The following is a 14,712-nucleotide window of genomic DNA, read 5'->3' on the forward strand; positions in this document are numbered from 1 at the left end:
TTAACATGCCGATGCAAGCGTCCTTAGTTGAATATCCTCTCAAAATTGGATAGGCTATTAAAAAATAGGTTGGAGGGATTGTGTCATGACAATCGAAGTAGGCCAGCAAGTACCTGAAATCGAATTAACCGGTGACAACGGGGAGAAAGTAAAGCTTTCTGACTTTAAAGGAAAACATATTGTCCTTTATTTCTATCCAAAAGATATGACACCCGGCTGTACAACAGAAGCATGTGATTTCCGCGATCGCCATCAAAGCTTTGCAGAATTAGATGCTGTCATTATCGGCGTAAGCCCAGACAGTCAGGATAAGCATCAGAAGTTTAAAGAAAAACATGATTTACCGTTCTTACTTCTTGTAGACGATGAACAGAAATTGTCCGAAGCCTTTGGAGTATGGAAGCTGAAAAAGAACTTTGGCAAAGAATACATGGGCATCGAACGTTCAACGTTTCTTATTAATAAAGAAGGAACGCTTGTGAAAGAGTGGAGAAAAGTTAAGGTGAAAGACCACGTAGAAGAAGCGTTTGAGGAACTAAAATCTCACGCTTAATATCATCACAGGATAGGACCGGCAGACATGTCGGTCTTTTTTGTGAAGAAGAATAGGTAAAAAAGAGGATTGTAATTGACAAAGATTCGGCTCTGGGGGTACACTATTTATAAAGATTACAATATAAGAATATTTTTGAAGAGAGGTGCATGATGAAATGGCTGCTCACGAACTAAAAGACGCTTTAGATGCTTTAAAAGAAACCGGTGTTCGAATTACTCCGCAGCGCCATGCCATCTTGGAGTTTCTCGTAAATTCTATGACTCACCCAACCGCGGACGATATATATAAAGCACTTGAAGGGAAATTTCCAAATATGAGTGTCGCAACGGTTTACAACAATTTACGAGTCTTCCGGGAATCTGGATTAGTAAAGGAATTAACGTACGGTGATTCCTCAAGCCGATTTGATTTTGCGACATCTGACCATTACCATGCGATTTGTGAAAACTGCGGAAAAATAGTGGACTTTCATTATCCTGGCCTTGATGAAGTTGAACAGCTTGCATCCCATGTGACGGGCTTTACAGTCAGTCATCATCGCTTGGAGATCTATGGGACTTGTCAAGAATGTGCGAAAAAAGAAAATCATTAATGAAAAAGCTGACCGGTTAAATGGTCAGCTTTTTTATGACTTTTTTCGATTGTAGGATTCATCAAACTCTTTGCCTTCTAATGCTGGATCGAGTGTAAGCGGCTCTCTGCAATGCATGCACATGTCCACCCGCCCAAGCACTTTTGTTTCCTTCTCACAGCCTGGACATACGACACGGACTGCCTTCGTAGAAAGCATACCGATCCAAAAGTAAACCACTGTACTCAATCCGATCGATAAGACGCCGAGCAGCATAAAGAAAGTCGACAGCCAAATCGATTCCTTGAAGAACACACCGATATACATGATCAGAAAGCCAACAAAAACCAAACTAAGTGCAAATGTTCTGATTTTATTAATCTTACTGGAGTATTTCGCCATCCCTAGCCCCCCTTGTCTCCAATATAGCACATTTTACCTTTCTGTTTGAATTAGTTATAGAGTTTTGTGAATAAATTGCTTATAATAATTCAATGATCTTTTTTCTTGAATTGAAGGAATTTTGATTCTATGAGGAGAAATACATAGCATTAGAGAAGAACTTTACACCCGAGTATTGGAGGAATCACTATGGAAAATCTTCTCCGTCCTATTTATCAAGAGAGAGCAAGTCACCCAGACACATTGGCTGTGATTATAGTAGAAAGAAGACACAAAGTATCTTCTGAGACGGATAACTTTGATGCAGCACTTCTAGTCATTGTAAAAGAAGCGGAAGAGCCGTTATTTATCAAGCACTATGAATCCGATCACCAAACAGCTTCTTTAAATGTTGTCACAGATGAGCAGTTGAAGGAATGGATTACCCTTGGCACAAACCGCCGAATCATTGATTGGATTTTGAATGGGAAAGTCCTATTTGATCGAAATGAATATATTTTCAACTTAATTGATGACCTGAGTACATTCCCATTTTCAAACCGCAAACTTAAAATCGGTTTAGAATACGGCAAGCTTATTCGCAGATATATAGAAGGAAAAGCATTTTTTGAGTCAAATCAATTCCTTGATGCATATAATTCAATTGTGCATGCTCTGCATCATTTGGCACGTATTGAAGTGATCGATAAAGGTTTCCACCCAGAAGTGACAGTTTGGAATCAGGTGCGTCATATGGAACCGGAAGTATATAAACTTTATTCAGAACTCATTGAAAGCCACGAAAGCCTTCATAAACGTTTGGAACTTTTATTTTTAGCAAATGACTTTTTGATCCATTCAAAAGCAGAAATTGGCGCCGCTCATTTGCGTCATGTCATGGAACAGCAAGATATATGGCTTTTTGGAGAGCTTCTCGCGCATCCTGACCTCAAGTATTTCACGCCTGACCTTAGCGTCATGATTGATTTCTTTGTGGAAAAAGGAATTGTTCAGGTGGAGCCGATTGAGACAAAAGGGCAAAAAATCTATCATCGAGGATATTTTGTGAAAAAAGATATTGACGCCTGAATATTATGATGGTATATTATTATACGTCGCTAACGAGCAAACAAGTTGCTTTGGAAGAAAAGCTGACAAAAAGAAATTCTAAAAAACACTTGACGCACACAGCGTCGAAATGTTATATTGAGAAAGTCGCCTCTGAGAGACGACGAAGATGATCTTTGAAAACTAAACAAGACAAAACGTACCTGTTAATTCAAGTTTTTATAAAAAAAATCCTATGTTATATCATAGGTAGTCAGTCAAACGCTGACGAGGCAGGAAATGATCACATGCTAAGTTCGCTACATCGTGTAGCAATGCATGTGTGATATGCATCCTGCATACCTCGGAGAGTTTGATCCTGGCTCAGGACGAACGCTGGCGGCGTGCCTAATACATGCAAGTCGAGCGAACAGAAGGGAGCTTGCTCCCGGATGTTAGCGGCGGACGGGTGAGTAACACGTGGGTAACCTGCCTGTAAGACTGGGATAACTCCGGGAAACCGGAGCTAATACCGGATAGTTCCTTGAACCGCATGGTTCAAGGATGAAAGACGGTTTCGGCTGTCACTTACAGATGGACCCGCGGCGCATTAGCTAGTTGGTGGGGTAATGGCTCACCAAGGCGACGATGCGTAGCCGACCTGAGAGGGTGATCGGCCACACTGGGACTGAGACACGGCCCAGACTCCTACGGGAGGCAGCAGTAGGGAATCTTCCGCAATGGACGAAAGTCTGACGGAGCAACGCCGCGTGAGTGATGAAGGTTTTCGGATCGTAAAGCTCTGTTGTTAGGGAAGAACAAGTGCGAGAGTAACTGCTCGCACCTTGACGGTACCTAACCAGAAAGCCACGGCTAACTACGTGCCAGCAGCCGCGGTAATACGTAGGTGGCAAGCGTTGTCCGGAATTATTGGGCGTAAAGGGCTCGCAGGCGGTTTCTTAAGTCTGATGTGAAAGCCCCCGGCTCAACCGGGGAGGGTCATTGGAAACTGGGAAACTTGAGTGCAGAAGAGGAGAGTGGAATTCCACGTGTAGCGGTGAAATGCGTAGAGATGTGGAGGAACACCAGTGGCGAAGGCGACTCTCTGGTCTGTAACTGACGCTGAGGAGCGAAAGCGTGGGGAGCGAACAGGATTAGATACCCTGGTAGTCCACGCCGTAAACGATGAGTGCTAAGTGTTAGGGGGTTTCCGCCCCTTAGTGCTGCAGCTAACGCATTAAGCACTCCGCCTGGGGAGTACGGTCGCAAGACTGAAACTCAAAGGAATTGACGGGGGCCCGCACAAGCGGTGGAGCATGTGGTTTAATTCGAAGCAACGCGAAGAACCTTACCAGGTCTTGACATCCTCTGACAACCCTAGAGATAGGGCTTTCCCTTCGGGGACAGAGTGACAGGTGGTGCATGGTTGTCGTCAGCTCGTGTCGTGAGATGTTGGGTTAAGTCCCGCAACGAGCGCAACCCTTGATCTTAGTTGCCAGCATTTAGTTGGGCACTCTAAGGTGACTGCCGGTGACAAACCGGAGGAAGGTGGGGATGACGTCAAATCATCATGCCCCTTATGACCTGGGCTACACACGTGCTACAATGGACAGAACAAAGGGCTGCGAGACCGCAAGGTTTAGCCAATCCCATAAATCTGTTCTCAGTTCGGATCGCAGTCTGCAACTCGACTGCGTGAAGCTGGAATCGCTAGTAATCGCGGATCAGCATGCCGCGGTGAATACGTTCCCGGGCCTTGTACACACCGCCCGTCACACCACGAGAGTTTGCAACACCCGAAGTCGGTGAGGTAACCTTTATGGAGCCAGCCGCCGAAGGTGGGGCAGATGATTGGGGTGAAGTCGTAACAAGGTAGCCGTATCGGAAGGTGCGGCTGGATCACCTCCTTTCTAAGGATATATGGAGCAGTGTACGTTTTCGTCTTGTTTAGTTTTGAAGGATCATTCCTTCAAGACATGTCTCTAGCGAGACAGGATTGTTCTTTGAAAACTAGATAACAATAAGTAATACATTCACATTGAATGCAATGCAAAGTTCATCACACATAGTGATTCTTTCTAAAGTAAGAAATGGTTAAGTTAGAAAGGGCGCACGGTGGATGCCTTGGCACTAGGAGCCGATGAAGGACGGGACGAACACCGATATGCTTCGGGGAGCTGTAAGCAAGCTTTGATCCGGAGATTTCCGAATGGGGAAACCCACTGCTCGTAATGGAGTAGTATCCATACTTGAATACATAGAGTATGAGAAGGCATACCCGGGGAACTGAAACATCTAAGTACCCGGAGGAAGAGAAAGCAAATGCGATTCCCTGAGTAGCGGCGAGCGAAACGGGAACAGCCCAAACCAAGAGGCTTGCCTCTTGGGGTTGTAGGACACTCTATACGGAGTTACAAAGGAACGATATAAGCGAAGAGGTCTGGAAAGGCCCGCCAAAGAAGGTAACAGCCCTGTAACTGAAATGTTGTTCTCTCCAGAGTGGATCCTGAGTACGGCGGAACACGTGAAATTCCGTCGGAATCCGGGAGGACCATCTCCCAAGGCTAAATACTCCCTAGTGACCGATAGTGAACCAGTACCGTGAGGGAAAGGTGAAAAGCACCCCGGAAGGGGAGTGAAATAGATCCTGAAACCGTGTGCCTACAAGTAGTCAGAGCCCGTTAAAGGGTGATGGCGTGCCTTTTGTAGAATGAACCGGCGAGTTACGATCCCGTGCAAGGTTAAGCAGAAGATGCGGAGCCGCAGCGAAAGCGAGTCTGAATAGGGCGCATGAGTACGTGGTCGTAGACCCGAAACCAGGTGATCTACCCATGTCCAGGGTGAAGTTCAGGTAACACTGAATGGAGGCCCGAACCCACGCACGTTGAAAAGTGCGGGGATGAGGTGTGGGTAGGGGTGAAATGCCAATCGAACCTGGAGATAGCTGGTTCTCTCCGAAATAGCTTTAGGGCTAGCCTCAAGGTAAGAGTCTCGGAGGTAGAGCACTGATTGGACTAGGGGCCCCTACCGGGTTACCGAATTCAGTCAAACTCCGAATGCCGATGACTTATCCTTGGGAGTCAGACTGCGAGTGATAAGATCCGTAGTCGAAAGGGAAACAGCCCAGACCGCCAGCTAAGGTCCCAAAGTATACGTTAAGTGGAAAAGGATGTGGAGTTGCTTAGACAACCAGGATGTTGGCTTAGAAGCAGCCACCATTTAAAGAGTGCGTAATAGCTCACTGGTCGAGTGACTCTGCGCCGAAAATGTACCGGGGCTAAACGTATCACCGAAGCTGCGGACTGTTCTTACGAACAGTGGTAGGAGAGCGTTCTAAGTGCTGTGAAGTCAGACCGGAAGGACTGGTGGAGCGCTTAGAAGTGAGAATGCCGGTATGAGTAGCGAAAGACGGGTGAGAATCCCGTCCACCGAATGCCTAAGGTTTCCTGAGGAAGGCTCGTCCGCTCAGGGTTAGTCGGGACCTAAGCCGAGGCCGAAAGGCGTAGGCGATGGACAACAGGTTGATATTCCTGTACCACCTCCTCACCATTTGAGCAATGGGGGGACGCAGGAGGATAGGGTAAGCGCGGTATTGGATATCCGCGTCCAAGCAGTTAGGCTGGGAAATAGGCAAATCCGTTTCCCGTGAAGGCTGAGCTGTGATGGCGAGCGAAATTTAGTAGCGAAGTTCCTGATTCCACACTGCCAAGAAAAGCCTCTAGCGAGGTGAGAGGTGCCCGTACCGCAAACCGACACAGGTAGGCGAGGAGAGAATCCTAAGGTGATCGAGAGAACTCTCGTTAAGGAACTCGGCAAAATGACCCCGTAACTTCGGGAGAAGGGGTGCTTCTTAGGGTGTTAAAGCCCCGAGAAGCCGCAGTGAATAGGCCCAGGCGACTGTTTAGCAAAAACACAGGTCTCTGCGAAGCCGTAAGGCGAAGTATAGGGGCTGACGCCTGCCCGGTGCTGGAAGGTTAAGAGGAGCGCTTAGCGTAAGCGAAGGTGCGAATTGAAGCCCCAGTAAACGGCGGCCGTAACTATAACGGTCCTAAGGTAGCGAAATTCCTTGTCGGGTAAGTTCCGACCCGCACGAAAGGCGCAACGATCTGGGCACTGTCTCAACGAGAGACTCGGTGAAATTATAGTACCTGTGAAGATGCAGGTTACCCGCGACAGGACGGAAAGACCCCGTGGAGCTTTACTGCAGCCTGATATTGAATGTTGGTACAGCTTGTACAGGATAGGTAGGAGCCTTGGAAACCGGAGCGCTAGCTTCGGTGGAGGCATCGGTGGGATACTACCCTGGCTGTATTGACCTTCTAACCCGCTGCCCTTATCGGGCAGGGAGACAGTGTCAGGTGGGCAGTTTGACTGGGGCGGTCGCCTCCTAAAATGTAACGGAGGCGCCCAAAGGTTCCCTCAGAATGGTTGGAAATCATTCGCAGAGTGTAAAGGCACAAGGGAGCTTGACTGCGAGACCTACAAGTCGAGCAGGGACGAAAGTCGGGCTTAGTGATCCGGTGGTTCCGCATGGAAGGGCCATCGCTCAACGGATAAAAGCTACCCCGGGGATAACAGGCTTATCTCCCCCAAGAGTCCACATCGACGGGGAGGTTTGGCACCTCGATGTCGGCTCATCGCATCCTGGGGCTGTAGTCGGTCCCAAGGGTTGGGCTGTTCGCCCATTAAAGCGGTACGCGAGCTGGGTTCAGAACGTCGTGAGACAGTTCGGTCCCTATCCGTCGCGGGCGCAGGAAATTTGAGAGGAGCTGTCCTTAGTACGAGAGGACCGGGATGGACGCACCGCTGGTGTACCAGTTGTTCTGCCAAGGGCATCGCTGGGTAGCTATGTGCGGACGGGATAAGTGCTGAAAGCATCTAAGCATGAAGCCCCCCTCAAGATGAGATTTCCCATTCCGCAAGGAAGTAAGATCCCTGAAAGATGATCAGGTTGATAGGTCTGAGGTGGAAGCGTGGTGACACGTGGAGCTGACAGATACTAATAGATCGAGGACTTAACCTATATTCTAATGTGAAGCTTGAACATTGTTATCTAGTTTTGAGAGAACATTTTTTAAATATCTCTTGATTTATTTTCAATACATAGTATAATATCTTTTGTCACTAAATTGTCTGGTGATGATGGCGAAGAGGTCACACCCGTTCCCATACCGAACACGGAAGTTAAGCTCTTCAGCGCCGATGGTAGTTGGGGGTCTCCCCCTGTGAGAGTAGGACATCGCCAGGCTTTCTTCATTCCGCAGTAGCTCAGTGGTAGAGCTATCGGCTGTTAACCGATCGGTCGTAGGTTCGAATCCTACCTGCGGAGCCAATTTGGAGAGCTGTCCGAGTGGCCGAAGGAGCACGATTGGAAATCGTGTAGGCGGTAACCCCGTCTCAAGGGTTCGAATCCCTTGCTCTCCGCCACAATTTACATAATAAAGGGCCCGTTGGTCAAGCGGTTAAGACACCGCCCTTTCACGGCGGTAACACGGGTTCGAATCCCGTACGGGTCACCATTTTATAGAATATACACCAGTGTTTTTTATTCGGAGGATTAGCTCAGCTGGGAGAGCATCTGCCTTACAAGCAGAGGGTCGGCGGTTCGAGCCCGTCATCCTCCACCATATCTTTTATATCATCGCGGGGTGGAGCAGTTCGGTAGCTCGTCGGGCTCATAACCCGAAGGTCGCAGGTTCAAATCCTGCCCCCGCAACCAAATTATTTTATACACCAATGGGGAGTGCTCATTGAGTGTAACCAAAATGGTCCGGTAGTTCAGTTGGTTAGAATGCCTGCCTGTCACGCAGGAGGTCGCGGGTTCGAGTCCCGTCCGGACCGCCATTTTTAAAATAAATACTTGGCTCGGTAGCTCAGTTGGTAGAGCAACGGACTGAAAATCCGTGTGTCGGCGGTTCGATTCCGTCCCGAGCCACCACTATTTGCCGGTGTAGCTCAATTGGTAGAGCAACTGACTTGTAATCAGTAGGTTGGGGGTTCAAGTCCTCTTGCCGGCACTGTTTTTCAAATGTGGAGGGGTAGCGAAGTGGCTAAACGCGGCGGACTGTAAATCCGCTCCCTCCGGGTTCGGCGGTTCGAATCCGCCCCCCTCCACCATTTTTATTTTCATAGGGGCATAGTTTAAAGGTAGAACAGAGGTCTCCAAAACCTCCGGTGTGGGTTCGATTCCTACTGCCCCTGCCAATTTTCTTAATATGATTCATAACATCTATGGCGGTTGTGGCGAAGTGGTTAACGCACCAGATTGTGGCTCTGGCACTCGTGGGTTCGATTCCCATCAATCGCCCCATTTTATTATTGGGCTATAGCCAAGCGGTAAGGCAACGGACTTTGACTCCGTCATGCGTTGGTTCGAATCCAGCTAGCCCAGTTGATTCGCGGAAGTAGTTCAGTGGTAGAACACCACCTTGCCAAGGTGGGGGTCGCGGGTTCGAATCCCGTCTTCCGCTCCAATAATGGCGGCATAGCCAAGTGGTAAGGCAGAGGTCTGCAAAACCTTTATCCCCGGTTCAAATCCGGGTGTCGCCTTTTTGAAAAGACTGCCGGGGTGGTGGAATTGGCAGACACACAGGACTTAAAATCCTGCGGTAGGTGACTACCGTGCCGGTTCAAGTCCGGCCCTCGGCACCATGTTTTTTATCATAAGTTGCGCTCTTTAATGATCATGCCGGTGTGGCGGAATTGGCAGACGCGCACGACTCAAAATCGTGTTCCTCACGGAGTGCCGGTTCGACCCCGGCCACCGGTATCTATTAATAATTTCATGATCGGTTTTTACCGTCAACCTAACGTTTCACCCTTGTGGTGAAACGTTTTTTTGTGGTTTAAATGAGTTATTTAGATAAAAATAGAAACCTATTAGAAAATAATGAGCATGTACTTCTTTTAGCAGAATAATCTTTAGATGATTTGCAACATTTGATAAGATACATTTAACCATGTAAGGAAACAAAATGGGGTAGCGCATTCACATAAAACAGTGAAATACTTTTGTGTAACTAAATGAATATTTGTGGGTACATACACATCTTTAGCTAACATCATCATTGTGACCCAATTTGAGGGGAGAATTTATGAAAAAACAAAATGATCATGAAGAGTTATTGACAGGTGGCAATATCTCGAACGTATATCGTTCTGGAGATACGGTTCGTCGAGAAGTAAAGTCAGACAATATCAATATCCAAAAGCTGCTAAAGCATTTAGAAAAAAAGAATTTCTCCCATGCTCCAAAGTTTTTAGGGGTTGATGAAAAAGGTAGAGAGATATTGTCCTTCATTGAAGGCGTAGCCGGTCATGATCCCTTAAAAGAATACATGTGCTCTCACCATGCCTTAAAAGAAATAGCGAGAATGCTTAGACTGTATCATGATGCTGTTCGTGATTTTCCCATTTCAGACGATTGGGAACGAATGGACAATACGCCTAACAACATAGAGAGGTTGTGTGCCATAATGATTTTGCTATGTACAATATCATTTTCAATAATGAAAAACCAGTAGGAATCATTGATTTTGATGTAGCTGCTCCTGGTCCAAGGCTGTGGGATATCGCATATACTCTGTATACTTGTGTACCTCTCAGTAGGTTTTTTCGCACCGAAACAGGAGAGATCGTGAACTACCATTCATCAGAACATGCAGACCAGATAAAGCATAGAGTGAAACTGTTTTTTGAATCTTATGGGGAGAAAATAGCAGAAGATTATGTGGATATGGTGCTGCTGCGTTTAAAAGGGTTATGTCAGTACATGAAACGAAAAGCGAGTGAAGGTGATATAGCTTTTCAAAAAATGATTCATGAGGGGCACCTTGAACATTATCAAAAAGACATTCAATTCATTCATGAACACCGAAAAGAATGGATTTGAGGATGCCAAGGGCCTTCTAAAAGCGAAAGACCAATTAGGTGTTTATACCACTCTTATCACGCTTAAATAAGGAGGAGACAATCCCAGAAGCTGAAGGCGTATATTATGTTAAAGATAGTTGGGAGAACTACGATAAAATCAAAAAAGTGATTCAAAGGCGTTATTTAGAATGGGTGAATCAGTGTTAAGGAATCAGATTTACGATTCAAAGATAAATGAGAAATAGAAAGAATGTAAAAAGGTGGAGTTGTTAACTTGCAAATGAAGACGATATTACAGACCATCATTGAAGACGAGGGATCCCATGATTTTCCGCTTTTTAGACAGTACTGTGTGAAGAAAGAACAGGGTCTGCGTAAAGATGCGTTAAAGGTTCTTCGGTTTTTTGTTGAAGAAATGAAGGAGAACGAATTTGCAGCACGGCGTTCATTTGTTGCTTGGCTGTTTGAAAAGATTGAACGGTTTGAGGATGGTCATCATTTGCTTGTGTATCCATTGATCATTGGGGTGATTCAGCCTGTTCTGCAAGAGTGGGAGAAGGTTGATCCTATGGATGTGAGACCGTATCGCTGGCAGGGCTTGTTTGTGCATCAGGGAGAAGGGCTGCCCTATTTATTGAAGGCACTAGAGCTTGGAGGTAGCAAGGAGCAGCGTGTCATTGTACAAATTTGCGAAACCTATTTATCGGCTTTGTGGTATTCGTTTCATCATATACATGAAGATCTTTATTTAAGCACCTATGAGAAAGATCAAGAGCGAATTCAAGGCATTGAAGATGTCATGATGCTGATCGAAGATAAAAGGATTCGTACCAATGTTGAAAAACAAGCAGCCTATTATGATCAGCTTTTATCGGACTGGAAGAAATTTCAGCAAACGGAGACAAGAGGCTTCATGAAATGGTGTGCGGAGCGTAAGAAGCCGTATGAGTGGGTAGAGGCTTTTTATTATCAACAATAGATGAGGAAACGGCAGAATTCATTCTGCCGTTTAGTTATGCCATATACGCTCTATTTCTATATGATCTGGTGTGAAATATTTCAGGACATAGACATCTGGATTGCTTAGCTTCTCCCACTCTTTGAATCCAATCGTGGGATCGGCATGTTTAAGAAGCAGGCTCATAAGATTGCCATGTGTGACGAATAGAGTATGATTTTTTCCTAATTTTATTTGTTCATAGAGTGCCTCTACAATACGATTCATCGCTTCTTGGCTCGATTCTCCGCCTTCACAGGTCATATGCAAGTCCGTAAAACTGAGCTTTAGTTTCTCATACCAATCGTCCATTGGTTTGCTGCTTAACACACGTTCAGAGAGACGCTGATCAATTTGTACCTCGAGTTGTTTTGCATGAGCAAGAGGCTCAATGGTTTGGATCGCTCGCTTATAGGGACTTGAGATGATCTTATTGAGGTGAATGCCGGAAAAGAACTGTGCTAGTGCGTGAGATTGTGCGATGCCTTGTGGCGTTAAATACGCATCCTCGGATTGTCCATTGGCTTGGCAATGTCTGACGATATAATATGTTTTCATGTGACACACCTTTCATCGAGTATAAAAAAATCATCCAGGATTGGATGAGGATAGGTTCATTTGTTCGGATCTGTTTCTTTATAGGGATCTGTGAGCTTCGAGGTGAGGTCTAAGTTGAACAAAAAATCATCTACTGTGTCTGTACCAAAGGGAAGTGTGGAGAAGTTGATTGGGATGCTGTCTTCTTTCATTTCTGAGATGATCTGTTGTTTAGGCTGCTTTTTTCTCCAGTACTTAAACAAGCGCATGTAAAGCCCCCTTTTCTATGAAAAAGATGGATTTATACATAATATACGGGGAGAGTTGTCCAGGCGTCAAATGTTTTCTTAGAGAACAATGAAAAGAGCCATAGGAAAGCAAGGCCCTTTTGTCCATTTACTTGGCACGACGTAATGCTTTCAGCACTTTACGTTCGCATTTTAAGTTGTATCGCTTCTGATGAAGTTTATCTGTGTTACATCTGCCAATGACTTGGCGGACATCTGGATGATAAATGATGAGATGCCTGTAAGCTGGATCATTTAATAACTCATGAAACCAGCTATGTTTTTTGAGATGGGCTGCGTTTCTAGAGATATCCTCTTCATCTACCTGTAGAAAAGGGATATATACAGCAAGTGAAAAGATATCGAAAATGAATCCCATGTTGGTTCCTCCTTCCATATTATTTCCTACGCTTAGAAGGAGGAAAGGTTTCATTCAATAAAACTTTAAAAACAATCCCAATGCATAAACCATTCTTTTGTGTCTTTGTCGTAATAGAAATACATCGTGCCATTATCACCAATCATGAACCGAGGTTTTTCTTCTGAGGCGATTTGCAGCATGAATTCGCCTTGTTGTTGATGGGGTGGAGATTGAATATACGCCCCATATCCACCGATTTTTGTGAACGAATAATTGGTGTATTGATCAAAGAAGTGTTCTGTCGCTTCATCACTTTCATTTACTTCTGATAAATCGACGTATGACCACGCTTCTTCCCAGCAAGGGTAGTCTTCTTGCTCACTTTCCTTCCATTGGATTTGAAAGGGTTTGAGTCCTCTCACTTCTTCAGGAGTTTCAACTACTTCTAATCCTTCCATATCTACATATTCAATGAGCTTCCAGCCTTCTCCGTTTTTTGTGATATCCATCGGAAGTGCTTTCTGGTTGAGAAAGATTTGAATCATTTTACATTCATTGAATTCGTTCAATCCTCCTGGCACTTCAGGTAAATAAATTTGTAAGATCGGAATCATGACGCCATCTTGGTCTGCGGGCCAGCCTTGATCGGGGTGGATGAAGAAATGACCGGCAAACCAGCTGTGTGCTGTTGGATCAGGACGAAAGCCGCCAATCTTAGCCACGACGGGTGTTTTTCCAATTTGCTTTAATTCATGAAAAGCCTTGATCTCCATTACTTATCCCGCCAATCTTTAGCCTGCAATGTGGGCATCTTGAAACGTGCCATTGATATTGCCTGAGACAATGATGACATGTCCCCAAAATAAATCACCGTCATGGCAGTAGACTTCAAACTCTCCATCTGGGTAAGCATGCAGACTTTCAAGTGAGATGCGGCTCATAAATTGATCCAGTGTGAGCTCTTCTTGTGTTTCAGAGGAGTCATCTTGCTCCTGCCAGTCTTTAGCTAATTCAAGCAGCTGATTTGCTGCAAATGATTTAATAGAAGCATCCCATGTGGTCTCCTCTTTCATGAGTTGTCTAGCGGTTCGAAGAGAGTCGTTTACTTTTTCATCTTCTTCGAGGTTGAAGTAGAGCAGGCATTCTTGATTACTCCACTGGATCGTTGTTTCAAATAAGTCTAGTCCTTTCACTAATTCAAAGGTGCCCAGCAGGTCATCATGATAAAAGACAGGTTTTTGGGCTTCTTCTAGTATCTCTTGCAGCTCTTCATCCTGTGTATCTGTATCGATGAGTGATACAAGCATGAACTCACCTTCACCTTTTCGGACCTGAAGTGTCACGATTGATTCTTTATATAATTGTGCCTGCTTTTCCCTTAATCCCTCTTCATCTGTTAACCAGCAGAGTCTTATGTTTTCTGTTGTAACGAAGTCTTTTTCCTTCCATGCAATCAGTGGAATAGAAGCGGTCCAAAGAGCTTCCTGTCCGGCTTTTCCTGCACCTACTCCTGAAGGTCCTGTGACAGCAATGATGTGATCTATTTCTTCTGAAAATCGTTCTTCAAATGCGTTAATTTGTTTGTTATGTTTCATGTGATGTCCTCCAGCCTGATTTGTTGAAAATCTATATCTTTATCACACCGCACATCAGGAGGAGAAATCAAGCTTTTTTTGCTTAAAACTTTTTTAGATTGTCAGAAGGAGAGAAAATACATGGATGATTGGAGGTTGAGTCACAATAAATACGAATATGTTATGTATCGAATTTTGTATATATTTTGGTAAATGAGTCGAAAAGCCTAGGTGATTTTTCCTTTTCTTTATAATTACTTTGACACGAATAGATGAAAAAAGTAAAGTAGTACTGAGTGATTTACAAACCCTTCTTCATCTATTGAATTGCAAAGTGTGTGTAAATGAAATGTAAATGGATATTTTTCCTTTTATTTACTCGTATTTTTTTTGAAACCTATGATGCTTCTCATACGTTATATTAACGGAGCACACATATCCGGCGGAAACAGAGCATCGGGAATGCTTGGTGAAGAAGATTTACATTTGCAAAATCAATGTAAATTTTTTATGATTTCATTTATATCAG

At 45.0% G+C, this 14,712-nt stretch carries 10 protein-coding genes, 16 tRNA genes, 3 rRNA genes and 1 pseudogene; 24 read left to right on the plus strand and 6 right to left on the minus strand.

Going from position 1 to position 14,712, the window contains the following annotated elements; all coding sequences use genetic code 11:
- Positions 1 to 85: 85 nt before the first annotated feature.
- The gene (gene bcp / locus MHH54_RS04435) at positions 86 to 553 is read left to right on the plus strand and encodes a thioredoxin-dependent thiol peroxidase (RefSeq protein ID WP_226804823.1); all 468 of its coding nucleotides are present in this window, start codon (positions 86 to 88) and stop codon (positions 551 to 553) included.
- A gap of 157 nt (positions 554 to 710) precedes the next feature.
- On the plus strand, positions 711 to 1,148 hold the full coding sequence (gene perR, locus MHH54_RS04440; RefSeq protein WP_003217782.1) for a peroxide-responsive transcriptional repressor PerR: 438 nt from the start codon (positions 711 to 713) through the stop codon (positions 1,146 to 1,148).
- A 33-nt stretch (positions 1,149 to 1,181) separates the two neighbouring features.
- Here perR and MHH54_RS04445 read toward each other — a convergent pair whose 3' ends face one another.
- Positions 1,182 to 1,529: a YgzB family protein gene (locus MHH54_RS04445; RefSeq protein WP_003217804.1), complete on the minus strand. Its 348-nt coding sequence runs from the start codon at positions 1,527 to 1,529 to the stop codon at positions 1,182 to 1,184.
- A 189-nt stretch (positions 1,530 to 1,718) separates the two neighbouring features.
- Between MHH54_RS04445 and MHH54_RS04450 the strand changes: the two genes are divergently transcribed.
- From MHH54_RS04450 to MHH54_RS04555, 22 genes and pseudogenes are all read left to right on the plus strand, one after another.
- Entirely contained in the window at positions 1,719 to 2,597 is an 879-nt protein-coding gene (locus MHH54_RS04450; RefSeq protein WP_003217861.1) for a nucleotidyltransferase-like protein, read from the plus strand.
- A gap of 319 nt (positions 2,598 to 2,916) precedes the next feature.
- Positions 2,917 to 4,465, plus strand: a 16S ribosomal RNA gene (locus tag MHH54_RS04455).
- A 182-nt stretch (positions 4,466 to 4,647) separates the two neighbouring features.
- Positions 4,648 to 7,578 (plus strand): 23S ribosomal RNA (locus MHH54_RS04460).
- Between the two features lie 109 nt (positions 7,579 to 7,687).
- Positions 7,688 to 7,803 (plus strand): 5S ribosomal RNA (gene rrf, locus MHH54_RS04465).
- The 16S, 23S and 5S rRNA genes sit together here with 16 tRNA genes alongside, the layout of an rRNA operon.
- Before the next feature lie 9 nt (positions 7,804 to 7,812).
- Positions 7,813 to 7,887, plus strand: a tRNA-Asn gene (locus MHH54_RS04470).
- A gap of 4 nt (positions 7,888 to 7,891) precedes the next feature.
- Positions 7,892 to 7,982 (plus strand) — tRNA-Ser (locus MHH54_RS04475).
- Between the two features lie 17 nt (positions 7,983 to 7,999).
- Positions 8,000 to 8,074: transfer RNA gene (locus tag MHH54_RS04480), tRNA-Glu, on the plus strand.
- 32 nt (positions 8,075 to 8,106) lie between these two features.
- Positions 8,107 to 8,182 (plus strand) — tRNA-Val (locus MHH54_RS04485).
- Between the two features lie 15 nt (positions 8,183 to 8,197).
- A tRNA-Met gene (locus MHH54_RS04490) sits at positions 8,198 to 8,274 on the plus strand.
- A gap of 48 nt (positions 8,275 to 8,322) precedes the next feature.
- Positions 8,323 to 8,399: transfer RNA gene (locus MHH54_RS04495), tRNA-Asp, on the plus strand.
- 18 nt (positions 8,400 to 8,417) lie between these two features.
- A tRNA-Phe gene (locus tag MHH54_RS04500) sits at positions 8,418 to 8,493 on the plus strand.
- A 6-nt stretch (positions 8,494 to 8,499) separates the two neighbouring features.
- A tRNA-Thr gene (locus MHH54_RS04505) sits at positions 8,500 to 8,572 on the plus strand.
- A gap of 15 nt (positions 8,573 to 8,587) precedes the next feature.
- Positions 8,588 to 8,672, plus strand: a tRNA-Tyr gene (locus MHH54_RS04510).
- Between the two features lie 13 nt (positions 8,673 to 8,685).
- A tRNA-Trp gene (locus MHH54_RS04515) sits at positions 8,686 to 8,759 on the plus strand.
- Positions 8,760 to 8,789: 30 nt separating this feature from the next.
- Positions 8,790 to 8,865: transfer RNA gene (locus tag MHH54_RS04520), tRNA-His, on the plus strand.
- Positions 8,866 to 8,874: 9 nt separating this feature from the next.
- Positions 8,875 to 8,946: transfer RNA gene (locus MHH54_RS04525), tRNA-Gln, on the plus strand.
- A gap of 7 nt (positions 8,947 to 8,953) precedes the next feature.
- Positions 8,954 to 9,028 (plus strand) — tRNA-Gly (locus MHH54_RS04530).
- Positions 9,029 to 9,033: 5 nt separating this feature from the next.
- Positions 9,034 to 9,104 (plus strand) — tRNA-Cys (locus tag MHH54_RS04535).
- Positions 9,105 to 9,117: 13 nt separating this feature from the next.
- Positions 9,118 to 9,206, plus strand: a tRNA-Leu gene (locus MHH54_RS04540).
- Positions 9,207 to 9,242: 36 nt separating this feature from the next.
- Positions 9,243 to 9,324, plus strand: a tRNA-Leu gene (locus tag MHH54_RS04545).
- 325 nt (positions 9,325 to 9,649) lie between these two features.
- Positions 9,650 to 10,446, plus strand: a pseudogene (locus tag MHH54_RS04550) (phosphotransferase).
- A 255-nt stretch (positions 10,447 to 10,701) separates the two neighbouring features.
- Positions 10,702 to 11,406: a hypothetical protein gene (locus tag MHH54_RS04555; protein ID WP_003211528.1), complete on the plus strand. Its 705-nt coding sequence runs from the start codon at positions 10,702 to 10,704 to the stop codon at positions 11,404 to 11,406.
- 30 nt (positions 11,407 to 11,436) lie between these two features.
- Here the strand turns inward: MHH54_RS04555 and MHH54_RS04560 are convergent, their stop codons facing one another.
- The 5 genes from MHH54_RS04560 to MHH54_RS04580 form a co-directional block, all read right to left on the minus strand.
- Complete coding sequence (locus MHH54_RS04560; protein ID WP_106029877.1) at positions 11,437 to 11,982, minus strand: histidine phosphatase family protein; 546 nt, start codon at positions 11,980 to 11,982, stop codon at positions 11,437 to 11,439.
- Between the two features lie 56 nt (positions 11,983 to 12,038).
- Positions 12,039 to 12,230: a hypothetical protein gene (locus tag MHH54_RS04565; protein ID WP_003212265.1), complete on the minus strand. Its 192-nt coding sequence runs from the start codon at positions 12,228 to 12,230 to the stop codon at positions 12,039 to 12,041.
- A 127-nt stretch (positions 12,231 to 12,357) separates the two neighbouring features.
- Complete coding sequence (locus MHH54_RS04570; RefSeq protein ID WP_113386887.1) at positions 12,358 to 12,627, minus strand: hypothetical protein; 270 nt, start codon at positions 12,625 to 12,627, stop codon at positions 12,358 to 12,360.
- A gap of 65 nt (positions 12,628 to 12,692) precedes the next feature.
- A complete protein-coding gene (locus MHH54_RS04575; RefSeq protein ID WP_342500741.1) occupies positions 12,693 to 13,382 on the minus strand; it encodes a DUF1963 domain-containing protein in 690 nt (229 codons plus the stop codon).
- A gap of 18 nt (positions 13,383 to 13,400) precedes the next feature.
- Positions 13,401 to 14,204 (minus strand): DUF2262 domain-containing protein, encoded by an 804-nt coding sequence (locus tag MHH54_RS04580; protein ID WP_268493711.1) that lies wholly within the window; start codon positions 14,202 to 14,204, stop codon positions 13,401 to 13,403.
- Positions 14,205 to 14,712 lie beyond the last annotated feature (508 nt).

The sequence above is a fragment of the Bacillus sp. FSL K6-4563 genome, from assembly GCF_038630405.1.
GTDB lineage: Bacteria > Bacillota > Bacilli > Bacillales > Bacillaceae > Bacillus > Bacillus pumilus.